This window comes from Micromonospora sp. CA-248260 (assembly GCF_050942205.1).
Lineage (GTDB): Bacteria > Actinomycetota > Actinomycetes > Mycobacteriales > Micromonosporaceae > Micromonospora > Micromonospora antibiotica.
The window spans coordinates 2,928,289-2,951,020 of record NZ_CP192021.1 but is presented as its reverse complement, the minus strand read 5'-3'; the positions used below and the strand labels follow the sequence as shown (position 1 = coordinate 2,951,020).

General features: G+C 74.1%; 20 protein-coding genes. 5 read left to right on the top strand and 15 right to left on the bottom strand.

The window, feature by feature from the left end; all coding sequences use genetic code 11:
* The first annotated feature begins 10 nt into the window (after window positions 1–10).
* Window positions 11–283: a DUF2795 domain-containing protein gene (locus tag ACQP2H_RS13005; RefSeq protein ID WP_219460935.1), complete on the top strand. Its 273-nt coding sequence runs from the start codon at window positions 11–13 to the stop codon at window positions 281–283.
* A 255-nt stretch (window positions 284–538) separates the two neighbouring features.
* On the opposite strand, the gene ACQP2H_RS13000 is transcribed toward ACQP2H_RS13005, so the two are convergent.
* The 3 genes from ACQP2H_RS13000 to ACQP2H_RS12990 form a co-directional block, all read right to left on the bottom strand.
* Complete coding sequence (locus ACQP2H_RS13000; protein WP_219460930.1) at window positions 539–1,513, bottom strand: pirin family protein; 975 nt, start codon at window positions 1,511–1,513, stop codon at window positions 539–541.
* 48 nt (window positions 1,514–1,561) lie between these two features.
* Window positions 1,562–2,485 carry a cell wall-active antibiotics response protein gene (locus tag ACQP2H_RS12995; RefSeq protein WP_255597546.1) on the bottom strand — a complete coding sequence of 308 codons (924 nt, stop codon included), beginning with the start codon at window positions 2,483–2,485 and terminating at the stop codon, window positions 1,562–1,564.
* Between the two features lie 105 nt (window positions 2,486–2,590).
* On the bottom strand, window positions 2,591–3,385 hold the full coding sequence (locus tag ACQP2H_RS12990) for a DedA family protein (protein ID WP_357533876.1): 795 nt from the start codon (window positions 3,383–3,385) through the stop codon (window positions 2,591–2,593).
* 72 nt (window positions 3,386–3,457) lie between these two features.
* Between ACQP2H_RS12990 and ACQP2H_RS12985 the strand changes: the two genes are divergently transcribed.
* Window positions 3,458–4,276: an MOSC domain-containing protein gene (locus tag ACQP2H_RS12985; protein WP_357533878.1), complete on the top strand. Its 819-nt coding sequence runs from the start codon at window positions 3,458–3,460 to the stop codon at window positions 4,274–4,276.
* Window positions 4,277–4,380: 104 nt separating this feature from the next.
* Here ACQP2H_RS12985 and ACQP2H_RS12980 read toward each other — a convergent pair whose 3' ends face one another.
* From ACQP2H_RS12980 to ACQP2H_RS12970, 3 genes are all read right to left on the bottom strand, one after another.
* Window positions 4,381–5,235 (bottom strand): SAM-dependent methyltransferase, encoded by an 855-nt coding sequence (locus ACQP2H_RS12980; RefSeq protein WP_208566368.1) that lies wholly within the window; start codon window positions 5,233–5,235, stop codon window positions 4,381–4,383.
* 94 nt (window positions 5,236–5,329) lie between these two features.
* Window positions 5,330–6,211 (bottom strand): helix-turn-helix domain-containing protein, encoded by an 882-nt coding sequence (locus tag ACQP2H_RS12975; RefSeq protein ID WP_433233532.1) that lies wholly within the window; start codon window positions 6,209–6,211, stop codon window positions 5,330–5,332.
* Between the two features lie 144 nt (window positions 6,212–6,355).
* Window positions 6,356–6,595 carry a DUF397 domain-containing protein gene (locus ACQP2H_RS12970; RefSeq protein WP_208566370.1) on the bottom strand — a complete coding sequence of 80 codons (240 nt, stop codon included), beginning with the start codon at window positions 6,593–6,595 and terminating at the stop codon, window positions 6,356–6,358.
* Window positions 6,596–6,862: 267 nt separating this feature from the next.
* Here ACQP2H_RS12970 and ACQP2H_RS12965 point away from each other — a divergent pair, with 267 nt between their 5' ends.
* Window positions 6,863–7,513 (top strand): GGDEF domain-containing protein, encoded by a 651-nt coding sequence (locus tag ACQP2H_RS12965; protein WP_208566371.1) that lies wholly within the window; start codon window positions 6,863–6,865, stop codon window positions 7,511–7,513.
* A gap of 43 nt (window positions 7,514–7,556) precedes the next feature.
* On the opposite strand, the gene ACQP2H_RS12960 is transcribed toward ACQP2H_RS12965, so the two are convergent.
* The 5 genes from ACQP2H_RS12960 to ACQP2H_RS12940 all read right to left on the bottom strand — a co-directional run bounded on the left by ACQP2H_RS12960 (window position 7,557) and on the right by ACQP2H_RS12940 (window position 10,766).
* Window positions 7,557–8,051, bottom strand: coding sequence for a type II toxin-antitoxin system PemK/MazF family toxin (locus tag ACQP2H_RS12960; RefSeq protein WP_208566372.1), 495 nt, complete (start codon window positions 8,049–8,051; stop codon window positions 7,557–7,559).
* A gap of 30 nt (window positions 8,052–8,081) precedes the next feature.
* Window positions 8,082–9,389: an RNA polymerase sigma factor gene (locus tag ACQP2H_RS12955; protein ID WP_308290691.1), complete on the bottom strand. Its 1,308-nt coding sequence runs from the start codon at window positions 9,387–9,389 to the stop codon at window positions 8,082–8,084.
* Window positions 9,362–9,781, bottom strand: coding sequence for a YciI family protein (locus ACQP2H_RS12950; protein ID WP_219460922.1), 420 nt, complete (start codon window positions 9,779–9,781; stop codon window positions 9,362–9,364). The genes ACQP2H_RS12955 and ACQP2H_RS12950 overlap by 28 nt, the downstream gene beginning before the upstream one ends.
* Before the next feature lie 98 nt (window positions 9,782–9,879).
* A complete protein-coding gene (locus ACQP2H_RS12945; protein ID WP_363819524.1) occupies window positions 9,880–10,311 on the bottom strand; it encodes a hypothetical protein in 432 nt (143 codons plus the stop codon).
* Window positions 10,254–10,766, bottom strand: coding sequence for a hypothetical protein (locus ACQP2H_RS12940; RefSeq protein ID WP_433232956.1), 513 nt, complete (start codon window positions 10,764–10,766; stop codon window positions 10,254–10,256). Before ACQP2H_RS12940 ends, ACQP2H_RS12945 begins: the two co-directional genes overlap by 58 nt.
* A gap of 54 nt (window positions 10,767–10,820) precedes the next feature.
* On the opposite strand from ACQP2H_RS12940, the gene ACQP2H_RS12935 reads away from it, so the two are divergent.
* Window positions 10,821–11,336 carry an NUDIX hydrolase gene (locus ACQP2H_RS12935; protein ID WP_208566375.1) on the top strand — a complete coding sequence of 172 codons (516 nt, stop codon included), beginning with the start codon at window positions 10,821–10,823 and terminating at the stop codon, window positions 11,334–11,336.
* 777 nt (window positions 11,337–12,113) lie between these two features.
* Window positions 12,114–12,749 (top strand): hypothetical protein, encoded by a 636-nt coding sequence (locus tag ACQP2H_RS12930; RefSeq protein ID WP_433232954.1) that lies wholly within the window; start codon window positions 12,114–12,116, stop codon window positions 12,747–12,749.
* A gap of 163 nt (window positions 12,750–12,912) precedes the next feature.
* Here the strand turns inward: ACQP2H_RS12930 and ACQP2H_RS12925 are convergent, their stop codons facing one another.
* From ACQP2H_RS12925 to ACQP2H_RS12910, 4 genes are read right to left on the bottom strand one after another with little or no spacing between them, the layout of a single operon-like run.
* Window positions 12,913–18,429 carry an amino acid adenylation domain-containing protein gene (locus ACQP2H_RS12925; RefSeq protein WP_433232952.1) on the bottom strand — a complete coding sequence of 1,839 codons (5,517 nt, stop codon included), beginning with the start codon at window positions 18,427–18,429 and terminating at the stop codon, window positions 12,913–12,915.
* The gene (locus ACQP2H_RS12920; protein WP_433232950.1) at window positions 18,426–21,587 is read right to left on the bottom strand and encodes a non-ribosomal peptide synthetase; all 3,162 of its coding nucleotides are present in this window, start codon (window positions 21,585–21,587) and stop codon (window positions 18,426–18,428) included. Before ACQP2H_RS12920 ends, ACQP2H_RS12925 begins: the two co-directional genes overlap by 4 nt.
* Window positions 21,584–21,772: an MbtH family protein gene (locus tag ACQP2H_RS12915; RefSeq protein WP_208566379.1), complete on the bottom strand. Its 189-nt coding sequence runs from the start codon at window positions 21,770–21,772 to the stop codon at window positions 21,584–21,586. The genes ACQP2H_RS12920 and ACQP2H_RS12915 overlap by 4 nt, the downstream gene beginning before the upstream one ends.
* Window positions 21,772–22,725 (bottom strand): TauD/TfdA family dioxygenase, encoded by a 954-nt coding sequence (locus ACQP2H_RS12910; RefSeq protein WP_219460903.1) that lies wholly within the window; start codon window positions 22,723–22,725, stop codon window positions 21,772–21,774. The genes ACQP2H_RS12915 and ACQP2H_RS12910 overlap by 1 nt, the downstream gene beginning before the upstream one ends.
* Window positions 22,726–22,732: the final 7 nt, after the last annotated feature.

Sequence of the window (22,732 nt, the reverse complement as noted above, 5' to 3'; positions counted from 1 at the left end):
AGGCTCACCGGTGGCCAGTCGAACCGAGGTCCTGCGGTACCTGTCCCGGCTGGACTGCCCGGCGACGCGCGACGCCGTGGTGCGCCAGGCCGAGCGGGAGGGCGCACCACCGGAGGTGGTACGGGCGTTGCGCGCGCTACCGCCGGTGGACTACGCCGACACCGCCGAGGTGGCCCGCTGCGCCGCGCTCGACCCGGCGCCGGAGGGCGACCCGGCCCGACGCGCGGAACAGGGCGACCGCAGGCGTCACCTGCGGGTCGCACAACACCTGCGGAGCATCTGAGCCGCCGGCGGCGAAGGTGGTCTGCTGCCCGGCCGGCGAGACGGCGGGGCCGGGAGGCGGGAGGGGTCCCCACACAGGCGGGCGCCCCGGGTCACGAACCGTGACCTGGGGCGCACGCGTGCCTGTTCACCGGCCAACCGCCGGGTGGCCACCCGAACCGGGTGGGCATCGCTGCCACGATCATCATATGACACGCCATCACCCGTACGGCTGATTGTTGAAATAGTGTGGGCTAGCACACGGCCGGGCGGCGGGTCAACCGTGCAGGTCCCCCCGCCGGTCCCGGGCCTTCAACCGGACAGTCGGCAGTTCCGGGGCGGGCAGCGGCGGGGCCGCGTCGTCGGCGACCCGCCCGAACCGGTCCCGGCCGGCCATCCAGTCGTCCCGGGCGGCGGCCACCTCCTCGTGCGAACGACCGACGAAGTTCCACCACATGACGAGCGGCTCGTCGAACGGCTCACCGCCGAGCAGCATCAGCCGGCTCCCCGGTTCGGCGGTCAGCTCCAGCCGGTCGCGCCCCCCGCCGAGCAGGAGCAGCGCGCCGGGCTCCAGGGACAGTCCGTCGACCCGGGCCCGGCCGGACATCGCCAGCAGGGCGTACTCGAAGCCGGGTCGCAGGCCCAGCGTGGCCGGAGCCGGCCCGTGTGCCTGGAGCTGCGCACCGACCAGCGGCGTGTGCACCACCGCCGGGGACCGCTCGCCACCCAGCTCACCGACGAGCAGGGTGTGGTCCCAGTCGCCGGTGCGCCAGCGGGGCAGGTCGGCGTGGTGGGCGAAGTCGGCCGCACCGGCCCGCGCCGGATCCGGCAGCGCCACCCACAGCTGCACACCGTGCATCAACGGCGGGTGGGAGGCCGGTGACCGCTCGGAGTGGGCGATGCCGTGCCCGGACGTCATCACGTTGAGCTGACCGGGCCGGATCGGCTGGACGTTGCCGAGGCTGTCGCGGTGCACGATCTCACCGTCGAGCAGCCAGGTCACCGTCTGCAGGCCGGTGTGCGGGTGCGGGGGCACCTCCATGCCGGGCCGCTGCGCAACGTCGTCGGGGCCGAAGTGGTCCACGAAACACCACGCCCCGACCATCCGCCGGGCCCGCTGCGGCAGCAGCCGGCGCACCGTGGTGTAGCGACCCAGGGGCACGTCGTGGCCGGGCAGCAGCACGCTGCCCGGGTCCTCGTCGGCCATGCCGGGTGGTCGGGTCTGCGCCGGCAACGATTCGGTACGGTCCACCGTCCGACTCTATGCCGGCCCGCCCGCCCGGGCGCGGGGCCGGCCGGTTCAGTCCTCGACGACGGTGACCGTGTTGGCCCCGGCGACGAGGTCGAGGTAGAGCCGGTCGGGTGCCCGGTCCCAGTTCGGCGAGCCGACGGTCGCCCCCCGGGCCAGCCCGTCCCGCCGATCGCCGTACCAGACGACGCTGCCGGCGCCGGAGCCCGCCCGGACCCGCACCGGGGGCCCGTCGGGCGCCCGGACCACGAACTGGTTGACACCGCCGGTCATCCGTACCGTGCGGGTGCCGGTCGTCGGGGGTAGCCGCAGGTCGACCCGGGCCGCGCCACCGATCAGCTCCAAACCCGACAGCCGCGCGTCGGAGAGGTCGAGGACGTGGTCGCTGACCCCGCCGATCAGCCGCAACCGCCAGGTCACCCGCGTGTTGAGGACCACGTCGACGACGCCCCGGCCGGGCCGGTCCCGGCGGGTCACCCGCAGCTGCACCCGGTCGCCGGAGACCTCGGGCCGGGGGGTCAGGCCGGCGTCGGCCGGGCTGCTGATCCGGTACAGGTCGGCACCGAGATCGTCGGTGCGCAGCCGGAACGAGGTCACCCCGTCCAGCAGCTCGAAGGTCGCCCGGCGCAGCTCACCCACGGGTGCGGTCGCGGTCCGCCCGGCGGCGGCCTCGGCGGCACCGGCACCACCCGGCTCGGCGGTCGCCGCCACCGGCGGCGCCCCGTCGCGGCCACCGGAGATGACCATCCCCAGCCGGTCCGGGTTGGCCATCGTCACCACCACCGCGAGCGCGCCGAGCGCGACCACCAGCACCGCCGCGGCGGCCAGCAGCCGCGCCCCCCGGGGCCACGGCGACCGGTCCGCCCGGTCGCCGTCGGTCACCTCGACCGGCTCACCCGTCACCTCGATCACCGGCTCGAAGACCGGTTGCTGCTGCCCCGCCGTCGGACGGTGCTCCTGATCCGGCTCCGCCATCGTGCCCCCCCTGTTCCGGTCCCCGCACAGCAGTACGGACGCGCAGCCGCAACGGATCAGTCCGGTCGGCGTACGGTGGCGGACGTCGCCGGGGCCGGGGCCGGATCAGTCGGTGTCGCGTCCCCAGACGCCACCCCGGTAGACGGTCCCCCGGTAGGTCGTGTCCCCGCCGGGCTCCGCCGGCCCGGCGGCGGCATCGCCGGGCGGGACGCCGCCGGCCGGGGTGTCGGCGCGGGCGGCGCGGGCCCGGCGGACCCGGTTGACCACGAACCAGCCGGCGGCGGCGACGCAGACCACGATGACGACCTTCTGGAACGACCCGACGTACTCCTCGACGACGTGCCAGTTGTCGCCGAGCAGGAAGCCGGCCATCACGAAGGTGGTGTTCCAGATCAGGCTGCCCAGCGTGGTGTAGAGCAGGAACGTCAGGATCGGCATCCGCTCCACCCCCGCCGGGATGGAGATGAGGCTACGGAAGATCGGGATCATCCGCCCGAAGAACACCGCCTTGACCCCGTGCTTGAGGAACCACGCCTCGGTGCGGTCCACGTCGCTCAGCTTGACCAGCGGCAGCCGGGCCGCGACGGCACGCATCCGGTCGCGCCCCAGCGCCGCGCCGATGCCGTAGAGCACCCACGCGCCGACCACGGACCCGAGGGTGGTCCAGAGGATCGCCGAGACCAGGCTGATCCGCCCCTGGGCGGCGGCAAAGCCGGCCAGCGGCAGGATCACCTCGCTGGGGATCGGCGGAAACAGGTTCTCCAGCGCCACCGCCAACCCCGCGCCGGGGCCGCCGAGCCGCTCCACCAGGCCGGTGACGAAACCCACCGGTCCCTCGGACGACGGCTCGGCGGTGGACACGACCGTACGGGAGTTGAGCGCCAGGGAGCGTGGGATCATCCGACAAAGTTACGAGCCGGTCGACGAATCGACCACGCGGACCGTGCGTACCTGACCGTTTACGCTGGGCCGGTGGGCGGAGTGTTGACTCAGGTGTGGCGGTATCCGGTCAAGTCGATGCTGGGCGAACCGCTACACGGCGCCATGGTGGACGGTCGGGGGCTGGCCGGGGACCGCCGGCTCGCCGTGCTGGACCGCGACACCGGGCGGGTCGGCAGCGCGAAGCGGCCCCGCCGGTGGTCGGCCCTGCTCGGGGTCCGCGCGACCGGTGCCGCCCCCGACCGGGTACGCCTCACCCTCCCCGACGGCACCGGCTACGCCCACCCCGACGACGGCCTGGACACCGCGCTGTCCCGGCTGCTCGGCCGGTCGGTCACGCTGACCGGCACGGTGCCCGCCGACGCCCTGCTGGACCGGGCCGACCCGGACGCGGTGCTGGCCGAGGGAGCCGATGCCGACGTGCCGGTCACCGGGAACCCGTTGGATGGCGTCGCCCCGGCCGGCAGCCTGGTCGACTTCGCACCGCTGCACCTGCTCACCACGGCCAGCCTGGACGCGCTCGACCTGCCCTGGGAGGCGGCTCCGCGCTACCGGCCCAACCTGGTCGTCGCCACCGACGCGACGGGTTTCGTGGAGAACTCCTGGGTGGGTCGGGAGCTGCGCGTCGGTGCGGAGGTGGTGCTGCGGGTGGTCGCGCCGACCCCCCGGTGCGCGGTGCCCACCCTGGCACACGGCGAGCTACCCGGGGATCCGGAGGCGCTGCGGCGGCCGGCCCGACGCAACCGGGTGGTCCCCGTGCCCGACCTGGGGGCGCAGCCCTGCGTCGGGGCGTACGCGGTGGTGGTGCGGGGCGGTCGGGTCACCGCCGGGGACCGGGTCGGGCCGGCCTGACCGTAGGCAGCCCGCCGCGTAGGAGTCCACGCGGGGTGAGCGGAGCGTCGGGTCGCCCGTGCGGGGAGCCCTCCGGCGTCGGCCCGGCCGGTCGACGGGACGGGTCAGGGCTTGCGGCCGAGTGCGCAGTACATACTCACCTCGTCCACCGTGGGGCGGGGCTGTGGTTCGGCCTCGGCCCGCCAGCGGGCGACCGAGACGAAGCCGGGCTCGACCACCTCCAGGCCGTCGAAGAACCTGGCGAAGTCGTCCCGGCTGCGCAGGTTGATCCCGCCCGGTGGGTTGCCCGCCCGGGTCGTCTCCCGGGCGGCCTCGGCGACGTCCGGAGGAAGGTGGTCGTAGGTGGCGTGCGAGGCGGCCAGGTAACTGCCCGGCGGTAGTTCCGCGAGCAACCGGCGGACCACGGCGTACGGGTCCTCGGCCTCCCCCACGAAGTGCAGGATGGCCACCAGCATCAGGGCGACCGGCTGCCCCAGGTCGAGGGTGCGCCGCAGCTCGGGGTGGTGCAGGATCTTCTCGGGTTCACGCAGGTCGGCGTCGATGTAGGCGGTGGCGCCTTCGGGCGAGCTGGTCAGCAGGGCGCGGGCGTGGGCCAGCACGATCGGGTCGTTGTCGACGTAGACCACCCGGGACTGCGGGGCGACGGACTGGGCCACCTCGTGGGTGTTGTTCGCCGTCGGGATGCCGGTGCCGATGTCGAGGAACTGTCGGATGCCCGCCTCACGGGCCAGGTGGGCCACGGCCCGTTGCAGGAAGCGACGGTTCTCCAGGGCGGCGGTGCGGATGGTCGGGAAGGCCGCGGCCATGGCGTCGCCGGAGTCGCGGTCGGCCTGGAAGTTGTCCTTGCCACCGAGCCAGTAGTTGTAGCGGCGGGCCGGATGCGCGACCGAGGTGTCGATCCGGTCGCTGGGATGCTGGGCGGCGCCCGTCGGGGCATCGGTGGTCACCGGGTCCTCCATGACTGCGCGCCACCGGTCGATGGCGTCCGTCCACTGTCTGCGGTTCTGATCATCGTAGAGGCCGCCCCGCCGGGGTGGCGGGCCGGTGCGGTGGTCACTGCGGGTACAGCTCGTCACGCAGTCGGGCGAGGACCTCAGGTGTGCGCTCCGGCGGGGTGGCCTCGACGCAGAGGCGTTCCATCGCCGCCGCGTAGTAGTCCAGGTCTTCCCGCTTGTCGAGGTAGAGCGCACTGGTCAGCTGCTCGATGTAGACGATGTCGGGCAGGTCGTCGTCGCCGAACCGCAGGATCGTGAACGCCCCGCCGGCCGCCGCGTGGCCACCGGCGTCGAACGGGATGACCTGCAACCGGACGTGCGGCGACCGGGTCGCCTCGATCAACGCGGTCAGCTGCCCCCGCATCACCTGCGGGCCGCCGATCGGCCGGCGCAGGGCGGCCTCGTCGATCACCGCCCAGAGCTGCGGCGGGTCGGGGCGGTGCAGCACCTGCTGACGCTGGACACGCAGCTCCACCCGGCGGTCGACCTCCTCGACCGCCGCGCCCCGGTGGCCGAGCAGGACCACCGCGCGGGCGTACTCCGGGGTCTGGAGCAGGCCGGGGACGAACTGCACCTCGTAGCTGCGGATCAACGCGGCGGCGGCCTCCAGGCCCAGGTAGGACTGGAACCAGGTGGGCAGCACGTCGCCGTAGCGGTGCCACCAGCCGGGGCTGTTGGCGTCGCGGGCCAGCTTGAGCAGCGCGTCGCGGTCGGCGGCGGCGGTGACCCCGTAGAGGGTGAGCAGGTCGGCGACGTCCCGCTCCTTGAAGCCGACCCGGCCCAGCTCCATCCGGCTGATCTTCGACTCCGAGGAGCGGATCTCCCAACCGGCACCCTCCCGCGTGACACCGCTGGCCTCCCGCAGCCGGCGCAGCTGCGCGCCGAGCAGCATCCGCAACACCGTGGGGCCGGTGGCCGGTCCCCCCTCGGCGGCAACCATCGTCACGTGCCCGCCCCTCCGCGCATGCCCATCCGTTCACGGTCCCCGGGCCCCCGCCCGACCGACGAGTAAGCATGCCATGGACCGTCCGTGAGATGAACATCCTCCGGACGGACACGGTCCCATGAGCGGGACCACCAGGTGTCAGTCGATCAGATGGTCGAAGTCGCCGTCGCGCGCGCCGAGGACGAATGCCGCTATCTCGTCCACCGTGTAGATCAGGGCCGGCCCCTCGGGGTGGCGCGAGTTGCGCATGGCGATGCCCGCCCCGCCGGGGAGTTCGGCCAACTCGACACAGTTGCCGCTGGGGTTGCTCCGCCGGCTCTTCTCCCACCTCAGGGGGGGCAACTCGGTGGTGGGGACGCCGTTTTGAGGCTGCTGCATGGATGTCTTTCTGTCGGGGTTCGGACCCACTGTCGCAAGGGGATGGTGCGGGTTCGAGGGTGGTGCGACATCAGATCCGGCCGTGCTGCACGTGCATCTGCTATTGCATCTGCACCAGACAGCGAGCATGATAACGCACGTGCGCGGTACTTATCCGTTCACTTTGAGTGACCAGCCCCAGGGCATTCACCTGGGAAAACGGCGACCCTGCGCGGCACGACGGCCGCCGCCGCCCGGGTCGTACGCCGACACTGCGAGGGAGGACCCGTGCCGGATCCGTTGACCGTCGCGTCCGGCGTCTCCGCAGCCGGGGCCCTGGTCTCGGTGTGGCAGCTACGCCGCCGGGCGCTTGCGGCCGAGGCGGAACTGGAGCACCTCCAGGCCGAACTGGCCGCCGAACGGCACGCCGCCAGTCACGACCCGCTCACCGGGCTGCCCAACCGGCGGGCCTTCTACCGGCTGGCCGCCGCGCTGCTCACCGATGCCGGCGGGCAGCCCCTCATCGCGGTCGTCCTCGACCTCAACGACTTCAAGCAGGTCAACGACCGCTACGGGCACGCCGCCGGCGACCAGGTGCTGATCAGCGTCGCCCAACGGCTGGCCGCCTTCGCCGGCGACAATCTGGTCGCGCGGCTCGGCGGCGACGAGTTCGCCGGCCTGCTGGCCAGCCCGTCGGTCGACCGACGCTGGATCGACCACGCCACCCGTCGGCTCTGCGAGGCGCTGGCCGCCCCCATCCCGCTGGGCCCGTGCAGCGTCCGGGTCACCGCCTCGGTCGGGCTCGCCCCCGTCACCGGCCCCACCCAACTCGCCGACGCGCTGTGCCGGGCCGACGCCGCCATGTACCGGGCGAAGGGTGTCACCAGCCGTCAGTCACCCCGGCAACTACTCGACGTGGCCCGCCTCGCCGAGTGCTGAAACCCACCACCGGCCGGGACGGCCCCGGCCACACCGGCAGCGCTCAACGCCAGCCGTAGCCGGCCCGCAACGCCTGTCCGACCCGGTCGAAACGGCCCCGGTCCAGCACCGCGCCCTCCCGGCGGATGCCGTCCTCCCGCATGGTGAGCACCCGGTCCAGGCGAACCCAGCTGGGCCGGGCGTCACGGTCCCACTCCCCCGGGCCCAACGCCAGCCAGTGCCGCTGACCGTCGCGCTCACTCTGGCTGGAGAGCATCAACCCGAACAGGGTGCGGCTGGACCGGCCGACCACCAGCACCGGACGGTCCTTGCCCTGCTTCGGGTCGTCCTCGTAGGGGACCCAGGTCCAGACGATCTCCCCCGGGTCGGCCTGCCCGTCCGGCTCGGGGGCGTACGACAGCTCCCGCCGTTGCAGGGCGCTGACCTGCCGCCGCCGCGCCACCTGCGCCGGGATCGCAGCCGGGGTGCCCCGCCGCGCGCCGACCACGCCGGTCACCCGGCCGAGCCGGGTCGCCACGTTCCTCAACAGACCTGCCACGGCGGGCAGCCTACCGCCGTCGCGCCCGGGTCACCCGCCGAGGGCGTCGACCTTGCGCAGCAGCACCGCCCGCTCCCGGACGTTGCGGCACAACCGGGCGGCGAACTCCAGCTCCGCCCGGGCCTCGGCGCTGCGGCCGAGCCGGGCGAGCAGCTCGCCCCGCACGCTCGGCAACAGGTGTGACCCGGCCAGTCGCCCCCCGGCGGCCACCTCGTCCACCAGGGACAACGCCTGCTGCGGGCCGTCGGCCATCGCCACGGCCACGGCCCGGTTCAGCTCGACGACCGGCGACGGCGCCACCCGGCCGAGCGCCTCGTAGAGCAGCACCACCCGGGCCCAGTCGGTGCGCTCCACCGAGGGGGCACCGGCGTGGCAGGCGGCGATCGACGCCTGCAGGCCGTACGGGCCGAGGCCTCGCCCCAGCGCCACCACCCGGCCGAGCGCCGCCGTCCCCCGCCGGATCGCCGACCGGTCCCACCGCCGCCGGTCCTGGTCCGCCAGCAGCACCGCCGCACCGTCGGCGTCGACCCGGGCCGGGAACCGGGCGGCGGTCAGCTCGCACAGGGCGAGCAGTCCGTGCACCTCCGGCTCGGCGGGCAGCAACGCGGCGAGCGTCCGGGCCAACCGGATCGCCTCGTACGCCAGGTCGGGGCGGAGCAGCTCGTCGCCGGTCGTCGCCGTCGACCCCTCGGTGAAGATCACATAGAGCACGCCCAGGACCCCGCCGAGGCGTTCCCGCCGCTGCGGCGGCTCGGGCAGGGCGAACGGCACCCGTGCGGCGGCGATCGTCTTCTTCGCCCGGGTGATCCGCGCCTGCACGGTGGGCACCGGCACCAGCAGCGCCCGGGCGATCTCCTCGCTCGACAGGCCACCGACCACCCGTAGCGTCAGCGCCAGCCGGGCCTCGGGGGCCAGCACCGGATGACACGCCACGAACATCAGCGCGAGGACGTCGTCGTCGACCCGGTCCGGGTCCCACGGCAGTTCCCCGTGCCCGGAGGCGGGGTCGGCGAGCTGGCCGGCGAGCACCGCGTACCGGTCGTCCAGCGCCGCCCGGCGGCGGAACGCGTCGACCGCCCGCCGCCGGGCGGCGGTGAGCAGCCAGCCCACCGGGTTCGCCGGCACCCCGTCGCGCGCCCAACCGACCAGCGCCTGCGCCACCGCCTCCTGGGCGACGTCCTCGGCGAGCGCGAAGTCGCCGGTGTACCGGGCCAGCGCGCCGACGATCCGGGCCGACTCGATGCGCCAGAGCGTCTCGACGGCCCGCCGGGCCGCCTCGGCTCCCGGCGGGTCGTCGGTGGGCACCGTGCTCAGAGCTGGCCGGTCCGCTCGCGCCACGCCCGCTCCCTGACGATGAACTCGTTGTCCTGCGGGAACTCGTCGATGCCGGGGACCCGGCGCACCTCGCACCTGCTGCCGCTGACCGCCGGCATCCGCCGGGCCCACTCGACGGCTTCCTCCTTCGACGCCACGTCGAGCAGGTAGAAGCCGCCGAACAGCTCCTTCGTCTCGCCGTACGGGCCGTCGGTGACGACCGGGGTCTCCCCGCTGTAGTCGACCACCACGCCCTGCGCCGGGTCCTCCAGGCCCTCGGCGGCCACCAGCACGCCCGCGCGGATCAACTCATCGTTGAACCGTCCCATCGTCTCCAGCATCTCCTCGAAGGGGATCTTCATCATCGTCGCCAGGGACTCGTCGGTGTTCCGCATGATCAGCATGTACTTGGCCATCGTCGTCGCTCCTCGTCGTCGGGTCGCCGTTCGACCCGCTCACCCTCAGGTCGAACGGGGACCGGGCCGGATCGACACGACCGTCCGGTCAATTTTCGTCAGGCCGGCCGCCGGGCCAGCACCAGGGTGGTCCGCAGGTCGAGGGTGACGGTGCCGCCGAAGCCGTCGACGGCGGCCCCGATCGCCGCGAGGACCCGCTCCCGCTGCCGCGGTGGGCGGCGCAGCTGCGGCGAGAAGGTGCCGACGAGACGCTGGTACTGCGCCGTGGTCAGCGGCACCGCCCGGCGGAACGCGGTCGGCCGGACGTCGGTGAACAGTCCACTGCCGGTGATGTCGGCGTGGAACCAGTCCTCCGGCTGGTCGTGGTGCGGCACCGGGTCGACCGACTCGAACGCCGCCCGGATCGCCGCCGACTGGGCCGGGTCGACGTAGTCGTAGCGGTGGGCGAAGACGGCCAGGGTGCCGCCGGGGGTCAGCGCGTCGTGGGCCCGCCGGTTGCGGGTGGCCGGGTCGAGCCAGTGCCAGGCCAACGCGCACGACAACAGGGGCACGCCGGCCGGGGCGGCGACCACTGCTCGAACCGGGCCACCACCACCTCGACGTCGGGGAACCGGGCGGCCAGCACCGCCGCCATCCGCGCGTCCGGCTCGACACAGGTCACCCGGGTCCGCCCCGGCGCGGCCCGGTCCACGTCGGTCCGGCCGGCGCCGACCGGGCCGGGGCGCGACGGTCCGGTCGATCCCGACCCCACGACGCCCGGCCCCACGACGCCCGACCCCACGACGCCCGACGCCGGCCGGGCCGGGCCGGCAGCGGCGGCGAGGTCGCGCAGCAGCGCGGTGGCCAGGCCGGTGCCCGCGCCGACCTCGACCAGCCGGGTGGGTGGTCCGCCGTGATAGGCGAGGATGGTGGCGGCGAGGGCGGCCGGGTAGCCCGGCCGGATCTCGTCGTAGTCGCCCGCCACCTCACCGAAGAGCTCCGCCATGATCGCCATCGTCGCACCGCCGCCGCCCCGACGGTGCCCCGTCGAGGGAGGCCCATGACCGAACTGCCCCGGGACCTGCCGGTCATCGAACGCACCGCCGTCCGGCTGGTGGTCCGCGACCTCGACGGCCTGATCCTGCTGTTCCACACCCGCGACCCGGAACACCCCCGGCTGGGCACCTGGTGGGAGCTGCCCGGCGGGGGCGTCGACCCCGGCGAGACGTACCCCGAGACCGCCCTGCGCGAACTGCGGGAGGAGACCGGGTTCGTCGTCGCCGCCGCGCAGCTCGGCCCGCCCACCTGGCGGCGGCGGGCCAGTTTCATCCACCGCCGGTTGCGCCACGTCCAGGACGAGGTGGTGCTGACGGTACGCCTCGACGCCGCCGCCCCGGACATCGACGGCGCCGACCGGCTCGACTACGAGGTGGAGGACTACTTCGGGTTCCGCTGGTGGCCGCCCGACGAGATCGTCACCAGCACCGCCCGGTTCTATCCGGGCCGGCTGCCCGAGCTGCTCACCGGTTTCCTGGCCGGCGAGCAGATCGACGAACCGTTCGAACTGTGGTCCTGACCGGGGTGCCGCGAGCGCGAACGGTGGGCACAGTGGGGGCATGACGACGATCCCGTACACCCCACTGGCCCGGTACGCCGCCCGGCTGCACGCCGAACTCGGCGACCGGCACCACGTCGCCTCCCCGCTCGGTGCCTGGCTGCTGCTGGCGCTCGCCGCGCCGGCCGCCACCGGCGCGGTCCGGGCCGAGCTGGCCGAGGTGTTGGGCGTCGACGGGGAGGCCGCCGCGGCGACGGCCGCCGCCCTGTTGGACCACCCGCACCCGCTGGTGCCGTCGGCCACCGCGCTCTGGCACCGACCCGGCGCGGACACCGCGAAGCTCGCCGGCTGGACCGACGGACTGCCCCGGGCCACCGCCAGCGGGCCGCTGCCCGACCAGGCGGGCCTGGACGCCTGGGCCCGCGAGCACACCCTGGGGCTGATCGACCGGTTCCCGCTGACCGTCTCCCCCCGGGTGCTGCTGGCGCTGGCCGGCGCCCTCGCCACCCGGATCTCCTGGGCCACCCCGTTCGACCTGGTGCCCGGCGCGATGCTCGGCCCGGGCGCGGCGGACCTGCCCGGCGACGAACGCCGACCGGGCGCGGGACCCCGCCCCGACCAGGCGCACGGGCCGGCCGGGCCGGGGGCGACGCCGGCCCCGGGCACGGGCCGGCGGGGTCCGCCGACCGGGGTGCCCCGGACAGCGGGTGGGCCGGGCGGCTGGCCCGGGCGCTGCGCAGCCCGGAACACGGGCACCGGGTCTGGATCGCGGCGACCGGACCGGCCGGTGACGTCGCCGTGCACGCCGCTGCGGCGGTGGAACGCGACGGGGCCGGGCTGCTGGTGCTCTCGGTGCTCGCCGACCCGGCGGTCCCCCCGGCCGACGTGCTCGCCGCCGGCTACGCGCTGGCCGGCGCGGCGGTGGACGGGGAACCGGGCCGGCGGTCGCTGTTCGACCTGCCGCTGGGGGTGGGACCGCTCGGGACGCTGCGCGAGGAGCGGGTCCGCACGTCCGCCCGCGACGGTCGGGAGGAACGCCGGCACGCGGTGCTGCCCTGCTGGTCGGCGCGGGACGAACACGACCTGACCGCCCCCGGGCTGGGGTTCACGGCGGTGGGCCGGGCGCTCGGCGGGCTGCTCGGCACCGAGGCGGACGTCGAGGCCCGGCAGGTGGCGGTTGCCCACTACGGCCGGTACGGCTTCGAGGCCGCCGCGGTGACCGGTGCGTTCGCCCTGACCAGCCTCCCACCGGAGGGGGTCCGTCGGACCGCCGAGCTGCGTTTCGGGCACCCGTACGCGGTGCTGGCGGTGGCCACCGACCACCGCGACGGCGGGACCGGGCCGTGGCACGGGGTGCCGGTCTTCTCCGCCTGGGTGGCCGAGCCCCGGGAGCCGTCGGACACCGACCTCGCCGATCCGGCCGAACCCTTCTGACCAGGCCCGGGCCGGCCTGCCCGCCCGTGGAGGGGCGGACGCCGCCCGGCCCCGACCGCGACGAGCGTCCCCGAGGCGGCACCGTCCCCGGGGACCCGTCGCGGCCGGGTGTCCCTGCCGCGCGGGTACGACGCCTCGATGCCGTCGTACCCGCGCGGACCGGTCAGCCGGCTACCGACGCCGGTTCCGGGCGGGTCTTCGCCCGCTCGGCGAGCCGCCGCTGCCGCTCCTGCGCCCCGATCAGGTCGTCGGGGAGCGAGTCGGGCACCTCGATGTCGAAGCGGCGCAGCATCCGGATCGCGAACCCACCGAGCGTGATCAGCACCAGGGCCAACCCGAAGCAGACGTACGCGAAGCCGATGCCCCGACCCGGACCGGTGCCGATCACCGCGCCCACCGAACCGGCGAGCGTGCCGCCGTCGGCGAGCATCGGCTCGAACAGGGCCGTCGCGCCCGGGGCGAGCAACGCGAAGCCGATCGGCAGGGTCGACCAGGAGATCGTCTGGTTCAGGCTGAACACCCGGCCGTGGAACCGCTGCGGCACCTTGACCTGCACGATCGTGGCGTAGATCGACTGGGCGGTGGTCATCGCCATGGCCAGCCAGAACGCCCCGAAGGCGATCATGACGACGGAGGCGTCGAGGCCGATCAGCAGGCACCCGACGGCGGTGCCCAGGTTGCCGATCAGCACCCCGATCATGCGCCGCTGCCGGGGCCCACCCCACAGCGACATCAGCACCCCGCCGGCCACCGCGCCGATCGCCTCGGCCAGCGCCACCTGCGCCACCTGGGTGGCGGTGCCGAACGACAGCACCAGCGGGGTGGTGAGCACCAGCGCCGGGGCGAGGAAGACGTTGCCCAGCGCGAAGTAGCCGAGCATCAGCCGGAAACCCTTGTGCCGCCACGAGTAGCGCAGACCGTTGGCGATCGCCACCAGCAGCCGTTCCCGGGGCCGCCAGCCGAGCAGGTCGGGGAAGCGGACCACGGCCAGCGTCAGCACCGCCACCAGGTAGCTCGCCACGTCGATCAGCAGGATGCCCTTGAGGCCGATCGCGGCGAGCAGGCCGGCCGCGAAGACCGGCATCAGCAGCATCGCGAAACCGCTGGAGAGCTGGGTGATGCCCATCGCGTGCCCCAGGTAGCGCTTCGGCACCAGCTGCGGCACCGCCGACTGGAAGGCGATCCGCTGGAACGACCCGGCCACCTGACTCAACGCCACCAGCCCGTAGATGTGCCACAGGGCGAGGTTGTCGGTCCAGAGCAGGGCGGCCAGCACCAGCTGGATGGTGCCGGAGACGCAGCTGGCGATCATCATGATCCGTCGCCGGCTGATCCGGTCGGTGAGCGCGCCGGCCACCGGCAGCATCAGCACCCCGCAGATCAGCGCCAACGCCCACAACAGACCCAGGTCGGCCACCGAGCCGGTCCGGGTGAACAACCAGATCGGCAGGGCGAACGCGGTCAACGCCGAACCGGTGGTGGAGACCAGCTGCCCGGCGGTGACCGCGACGAACCGGGCCATGCTGGGCTTCACCACCGCCGGGGCGGGCCCGTCGACGTCGCCGACACGCTGGTGGTCGGCGACCACCCAGCCGGCGTCCTCACCCCGGGCCGCCGGGCCGAGCGCCGTCACGTCCCCGGCCCGCACCGCCGGGTGCACCTGGGTGACGATCTCCGCCAGCTCGTCGGCCCGGTACTTGAGGAAGAAGTGCCCGGCCTGGTCGAGCACCACCAGACCGAGGGTGTCGCTGAGGAACTGCCACTCCGCGTACCGCTCGGCGTGGTAGTCGGTCACCGGGTCCTCGGAGCCGACCACCGAGACGATCGGCGCACGCAGCTTCTCCGCGCCCCGGTCGAGCAGCCCGGTGAAGTACTCCTCCGACGCGCGGGAGTCGGCCCGCATGTTGCTGATGATCCGGTCGGCCTGCTCCGGCTCCAGCTCGTCGGTGTCCACGCCCATGCTCTTGAGCCAGCTCGCGTAGTGCCGGTTGCTGCTGAGCTGCTCCAGCCGGTTGCGCAACGCCGCGAAGGCGCCCTTCGGACGGGCGAACGGGAACATCGCCCCGATGTAGACCACCTCCAGCTCCCGCCCGGCGGCCTCCACCTTGCGGGCCACCTCGGCGACGATGGCGCTGCCCACCCCGCAGTGACCGTAGAGGGCCAACGGACCGTCGATCCGCTCCACGATCTCGGCGGCCACCCGGCTGGTCAGCTCGTCGAACGGCAGGGCGTCCTCGGTCAACCCGACGTCGTGGCCGGGGATGGCCAACGACCACAGGGCGTGCCCGGCGGGCAACGCGTCGGCCAGCGGCTGGTAGACGATGGCGCTGCCGCCGCCGTACGGGACGCAGACGTAGCTGAGCACCCGCTTGCCGGCCGGGATCGGCTTGGTCAGCTCGTAGAGCAGCCGACGCGGGCCGGCCGCCTCGGCGTCACCGGTCATGAACGCGGCCAGTTCCCGGATGGTGCGCTGCTGGAACAGGTCCATCACGCCGACCGCCCGGCCGCCGTGCTCGGCCCGGCGGATCTTCGCCACCACCTGGGTGGCGAGCATCGAGTGCCCGCCCAGGTCGAAGAAGTCGTCGTCGATGCCGAGCGTCGGCACGCCCAGCACCTCCGACCAGATCCCGGCGAGCAGCCGCTCGGTGTCGTCGCGCGGCTCGACCAGGGCCACCGACGCCTCGCGGGTGACCACCGGCGCGGGCAACGCCTTGCGGTCGAGCTTGCCGTTCGGGGTCAGCGGCAACGCGTCCAGGGTGACGAACGCGGCCGGCACCATGTACTCCGGCAGCGTCTCCTTCAGCGCCGACTTCAGCGCGGCATGCTCGGCCCCGCCCACCAGGTAGGCGGTGAGCCGCTTGTCGCCCGGGCTGTCCTCGCGGACGATCACCGCCGCCTCGGCCACCCCGGCCTGCTCGCGCAGGGCGCTCTCGATCTCGCCCAGCTCGATGCGCAGGCCGCGCAGCTTGACCTGGTGGTCGATGCGGCCCAGGAACTCGATCACACCGGCCGGTTCGGCCCCGGTCGTCGGCCCCGCCGGGTCGGGCACCCAGCGGGCCAGGTCACCGGTGCGGTACAGCCGGGCGCCCGGCTCACCGGAGAACGGGTCCGGCACGAAACGTTCGGCGGTCAGCGCCGGCCGCAGGTGGTAACCACGGGCCAGCCCCACCCCGCCGATGTGCAGCTCACCGGCCACCCCGACCGGGCACTCCCGACCGGCCGGGTCGAGCACGTGCAGCCGCAGGTTGGCGATGGGCCCACCGATCGGCACACCGGTCAACCCGGCCAGCAGCGCCGGGTCGCAGTGCCAGGCGCTGACGTCGATCGCCGCCTCGGTCGGGCCGTACAGGTTGTGCAGTGCGCAGTGCGGCAACCGGGCGGTGAAGTCGACCGCCGAGGCCAGCGGCAGCTCCTCACCGGAGCAGATCACCCGCCGCAGCGCGGTGGCCGCCTCCACCCCCTCCTCGGCCAGGAACACCGTCAGCATCGACGGGACGAAGTGGGCGGTGGTGACCCGCTCGGCCACCAGCACGTCACGCAGGTAACCGGCGTCCTTGTGACCGCCGGGCTTGGCCAGCACCAGCCGGGCCCCGGTGCGCAGCGGCCAGAAGAACTCCCACACCGACACGTCGAAGCTGGCCGGGGTCTTCTGCAACACCGCGTCGTCGGCGTCGAGCCGGTAGGTCTTCTGCATCCAGTCGAGCCGGTTGACGATGCCCCGGTGGGTGTTCGGCACCCCCTTCGGGCGACCCGTCGACCCCGACGTGTAGATCACGTACGCCAGGTGTTCCGGGCCGGCCAGCGGGGCCGGGTCGGTCTGCGGCTGGTCGGCCCAGAGGGTCGGATCGTCCAGGGCCAGCACCGTCGCGTCGACGGTGGGCAGCACGTCGCGCAGCTGCTCCTGCACCAGCACCACCGGCGCGGCGGCGTCGGTCAGCATGAAGGCCAACCGGTCGGCCGGGTACTCCGGGTCCAGCGGCAGGTACGCCCCACCGGCCTTGAGCACGCCGAGCAGGCCCGCGACCAGCTCGACGGAGCGTTCCGCGCAGACCCCGACCAGGGTCTCCGGGCCGACGCCGGCCGCCCGCAGCCGGTGCGCCACCCGGTTCGCGGCGGCGTTGAGCTGCGCATACGTCGTCGAGACGCCCTCGATGGTGACGGCCACCGCGTCCGGGGTCGCCGCCGCTGCCGCCTCGATCGGGCCGTGCAGCGTCTCGGCAGCCGGGAAGTCGGCGGTGGTGTCGTTCCACGACGCCAGCAACGCCCGCTCGTCGGCGGGGAGCAGGTCCAACGCCGAGACCGGCACGTCCGGGGTGGCCGCCACCGCGCGCAACAGGGCGCCCCAGCGGTCGGCCATCCGGGTCACGGTGACCCGGTCGAACAGGTCGGTGTTGAAGACCAGCTTGCCCCAGAGCCCGTTGACGGTCTCCACGGCGTGCAGCTCGAAGTCGAACCGGGTGGCCCGCAGCTCCATCGGGGTCCAGTCGAACGTCACGTCGGTGGCGTCGGAGACCTCGGTGAACCGGCCCATCTCGTAGTTCTGCAACACGAACATGGCCTGGAACACCGGTGAGCGGCTGACGTCGCGGGGTAGGCCCAGCTCGTGGACCACCCGCGCGAACGGCACCTCGGCGTGCTCGAAACCGTCGAGCACGCTGCGCCGGGTGCGTTCCAGCAGCTCGGAGAAGGTCGGGTCACCGCCCAACTCGGCCCGCAGCGGCAGCATGTTGATGAACATGCCGACGAGGTCCTCCAGCTCCGGGGCGGACCGGCCGGCCACCGACGCGCCGACCGCGAAGTCCTCCTGACCGGCGTGCCGGGCCAGGAAGACCTGGTAGGCGGCGAGCAGCGTCATGAACAGGGTGCCGCCGGCCACCCGGGTGAGGGTGGTCAGCCGCTCGGTCTCCGCCGGGGTCAGCCGGAACTCGACGAAGTCGCCCCGGTAGGTCTGGGTGGCCGGGCGGGGCCGGTCCAGCGGCAGCTCCAACGGGGTGATCCCGGCCAGCCGGGACTTCCAGTAGTCCAGGTGCGACCGGGCCGCCGGGCCGGCCAGCTCCTGCGCCTCCCAGACGGCGAAGTCGCCGTACTGCACCGGCAGGGTGGGCAGCTCACCGCCCCGGTAGGCGGTGATCAGGTCGCGCAGCAGCACGTCGACCGACCAGCCGTCACCGACGATGTGGTGCTTGCTGAGGAACAGCACGTGGTCGTCGGCGGCCAGCCGGATCAGCAGCGCCCGCAGCAGCGGCCCGGCCGCCAGGTCGAACGGCGCGAGCGAGGCCGCCTCCACCAACTCCCGCGCGGCCCGCTCGTCGGGGGCGTCGACCACCGTCAACGGCACCTCGACGGTGTCGGCGACCACCACGGTCGGCTTGCCGTCGGCGTCGGCGGGGAACCGGCTGCGCAGCGACTCGTGCCGGGCGGTCAGCGCGGCGAGGGCGGCGCGCAGCGCCGTGACGTCGAGCGGGCCACGCACCCGCAACGGCACCGCGATGTGGTACGCCGCCTCGCCGGGGGCGAGCTGGTCCATGAACCAGACCCGCTCCTGGGCGTACGACAGCGGCACCTCGACACCCTCGGGGCGCGGCGTGACGCGGGCGGCGGGGGTGGCCTGCCGTCGGCGTAACCGTTGGGCGATCAGTGCCGCCCGGGCGGCGTCCCGGGAATCCTTCAGGTCCGTCATGCGGAAGTGTCCTTATCCGCCGCCAACAGCGCGGCGACCTCGGTCTCGGAAAGGTCGTCCAGTTCGGCGGCGATCTGCGCCTCGATCTGGGCGGCCAGGTCGGCCACCACGGGGCTGCCGAACAGCGCCCGCATCGGCAGGTCGACGTCCACCTCGGCCCGGATCCGGGCCATCGCCCGCATGCCGCGCAGCGAGTTGCCGCCGAGGGCGAAGAAGTCGTCGAGCGCGCCGACCTTCTCCACCTGGAGGATGTCGGCGTACACCTCGGCGACCAGGGTCTCGGCGTCGGTGCGCGGCGGCACGTAGCCGTCGCCGGCCACGGACTCCGGCGGGGCGGGCAGCGCCGCCCGGTCCAGCTTGCCGTTCGGGGTCAACGGCAACGCGTCGAGCCGGACGAACGCGGCCGGCACCAGGTGCGCCGGCAGCTCCCGGGCCAGCTCGGCGGCGAGGTGCGCCTCCTCGGCGGTGCCGACGTGGTAACCGACCAGGGTCGGCTCCCCCGAGTCGGTGCGCACGGCCACCGCCGCCTCCCGGACCTCCGGGTGCTCCCGCATCGCCGCCTCGATCTCGCCCAGCTCGATGCGCATCCCGCGCACCTTGACCTGGTCGTCGCGGCGGCCCAGGTAGTCGAGGGAGCCGTCGGCCCGCCACCGGGCCAGGTCACCGGTGCGGTACATCCGCTGCCCCGGCGGGCCGTACGGGCAGGGCAGGAACCGTTCGGCGGTCAGGCCGGGCCGGCCCAGGTAGCCCCGGGCGAGCTGGTCACCGGCGACGTACAGCTCACCGACCACCCCCGGCGGGACCGGCTGCCCCGCGGCGTCGAGCAGGTACACCCGGCTGGTGGCGGTGGGCCGGCCGATCGACACGGGGCCGGCGGGCACCGGCTGCCCGGGGGCGATCCGGGCGGCGACACAGCCGACGGTCGCCTCGGTGGGGCCGTACTCGTTGACCACCGCCACGTCCGGGTGCGCGGCCCGCCAGTCGGCGAGCTGCTCACCGGTGAGCGCCTCACCGCCGATCACCAGGTCGGTGGTGGGCGACAGGGCCTCCTCCAGCAGCGGCAGGTGGCTCGGGGTGACCTTGAGGAAGGTCGGCCGCCCACCCGTGCGGGCCGCCGGGGAGTCGATCCCGGCCAGCCGGACGGTGCCCCCGGCGGTGAGCGGGCCGAGCAGCCCCGTCACCGTCAGGTCGAACGAGACCGGCGAGTGCAGCAGCGCGGTGCCGGACAGCCCCGGGTAGGTGTCCCGGGCCCAGGCCAGGTACGCCGTGATCGCCCGGTGCTCCACCACCACACCCTTGGGCCGGCCGGTCGAACCGGAGGTGTAGAGCACGTAACCGGGGTGCTCCGGGCGCAACGGCGCGACCCGGTCGGTGTCGGTGAGGTCGGCCTCGCCCCGGGCCGGGTCGGCACCGGCCACAACGGCGTCGGCGAGGGCCGGGTCGACGTCGAGCACCCCGTCGAGCAGCAGCGCGTCCGCCGACACCAGGGGGGCGGTCTCCGCCACGGCCAGCACCAGCGCGGGTGCGGCGTCGGCGAGCAGGTAACCGATCCGGCCCGCCGGGTAACCGGTGTCCACCGGCACGTACGCGCCCCCGGCCTTGAGTACGGCGAGGATCGCCACCAGCAGCTGCGGGCCGCGCGGCAGGGCCAGCGCCACCCGGGTCTCCGGGCCGACGCCCCGGCCCACCAGCACCCGGGCCAGCCGGTTCGCGGCGGCGTTGAGCCGGGCGTAGGTGAGGCAGACGTCGTCGCAGACCAGCGCGGTGGCGTCCGGGGTGGCCGCCACCTGCCGCTGCACCTCGTCGACCACGGTGGACGACGCACCGGCCACCCCGGTCCCCGCCCAGTCGCCGAGCACCAGGTCGCGTTCCGCGTCGGCGAGCAGCGGCAGCGCGGACACCGGCTGCTGCGGGTCGGTGACCGCCGCGTCGAGCAGCCGGACGTAACGGGCCACGACCGTCTCGGCGGTGGACCGGTCGAACAGGTCGGTACGGTAGACCAGCCGGCTCTCCCCGGTGGTGATGTCGAAGGCCAGGTCGTCCTTGGTGGTGCCCAGCTGCACCAGGTCCAGCCCGGAACCGGGGATGAAGTTCAGCGCGGTCTGGAAGACCGGCTGCACCGACGGGTCCCGCTCCGGGGCGACCGCCTCGACGATCCGCTGGAACGGGGTCTGCCCGTGGTCGAGGGCGTCGACCATCGCGTCGCGGACCCGCCCCAGCAGGTCGACGAAGGACGGGTCACCGCCCACGTCGCAGCGCAACGCCACCGGGTTGACGAACATGCCGATCAGCGAGGTCAACTCGGCGGTGTCCCGGCCCGCGGTGGAGACCCCGACCACCACGTCGGTGTCGCCGGAGATCCGCGACAGCAGCGCCGCGAAACCCGCCAGCAGCACCATGTACGGGGTGGCCGCCGATCCGCCGGCCAGCCGGCCGACCCGGTCGAGCAGCCCGTCGGGCAGGTCGAAACGCACCTCGTCCCCGGCGAAGCCGAGCTGTGCCGGGCGGGGCCGGTCCAGCGGCAGGCCGGTGACCGCCGGTGCCCCGGCCAGGTGACCGGTCCAGAAGGCGAGCTGCCGCGCCAGCTCCGCGCCGGTGAGCTGGTCGCGCTGCCAGGCCGCGAAGTCGGCGTACTGGATGGGCAGCTCCGGCACGGCGGCCGGCGCACCGGTCGACGCGGCCTGCGCGAACGCGGCGATCTCGGCGTCGAACAGCACCGCCGAGTGGCTGTCGAAGACCGCGTGGTGCACCACCAGCAGCAGCGTCCACGCCTCACCGAGGCGCACCAACCGGGCCCGCCACAGCGGCGGCGCGTCCAACGGGATCGGCGTGCGGGCCAGCTCGACGCAGAGCGCCGCGTAGCGTTGCGCGCGTTCCTCCTCGGGCAGTTCCCGCAGGTCGTCGGTGGGCAGCCGGGTCGGCTGGTGCTCCCGGACCACCTGCACCAGGTTGCCGTCGTCGACCCGCAGGTAGGTCCGCAGCGCCTCGTGCCGGGCGACGACCTGGTCGAACACGCCGGTCACCGCGTCGACGTCCAGCCCCGCCGGGAAGCGGCACGGCATCGAGACGTTGTAGACCGGCGACGCCGGGTCGAGCTGGTTGGCGATCCAGACCCGCTCCTGGGCGAACGAGGCGGGGAAGGTCCACTCGCGGGTCATGCCGTCTGCTCCCGTACCGAACGCGGACGCATGTCGGTCCAGACCTCGTCGACGTGGGCCAGGCATTCCTCACGGCTGCCGGCGAAGCCCGCGTCGTGCCACCCGGCGGGCAGGTCGCGGTCGGCCGCCCAGATCGAGTACTGCTCCTCGTCGTTGCGCACGACCAGGAATCGGGTGTCGGCCATCAGTTCGCTCCAGCGGTGTCGGGGGTGTGCGGTTCGGCCATCGCGACGGCGATCTTGCGGGGTCCGGTGAACGGCTCCCGCCCGTGCGCGGCGGTCATGTTGTCGACCACCAGCACGTCGTCGCGCTGGTAGTCGAAGCGGACGCTGGCCGCCCGGTACGCGGCCCGCAGGTGGTCCAGCACGTCGGCGGGGATCTCGCCGCCGTCGCCGTAGTAGGTGTTCGCCGGCAGCCCCTCGGGGCCGAACATCGCCAGCAGCCCCTCCTGGTAGTCCTTCGGCAGGGTGCTCAGGTGGAAGAAGGTGGCGTGGTTGAACCAGCGCGGGGTGTCCGAGCCGGGCCGGTGGTGCACCACGTCCCGTACCGCCCGGGTCCGCAGCCCGTCCTTGCCGACCCACTCCAGCTCGATCCGGTTCGCCGCCGCGTACGCCTGCACCTGGGCGCGGTCGTCGGTGCCGAAGACGTCCTGCCAGCGGGTGCCGAAGTCGGCGTGGAAGTTGCGCACCAGCAGCCAGCGCCGACTGACGAACTCCGCACGGACCGCCGGGTCGATCTCGGCGTACACCCGGCGCACGTCGGCCAGCGGGGTCGCGCCGAGGGTCTGCGGCGCGGTCAGGCAGTAGAAGAACAGCGTCAGCGGCCAACGCGCCTGGTAGGAGTTCTCGTTGTGCAGGAAGATCTCCTCGTCCGGCGGGTAGTCGGTCGAGGTGTAGACCTTCCCCTTGATGGCGTGCCGGGGCGAGGACCGCTCGGTGTAGGTCAGCGGCTCGCCGGAGAACGCCCGCACCACCGCGTCGAAGCCGTCCACCCCGCCCACGTCGAAGCCGCGGAACAGCAGCCCGCCATGCGCGACGAGGTCGGCGCGCAGCTCGGCCCGGCGTCGGCCGATCAGCTCGGTCAGGGGTGTGCCGTCGTTCTCGACGACCACCGGCAGCGTGGCGATCGTGTCGCTCATGGCGTGG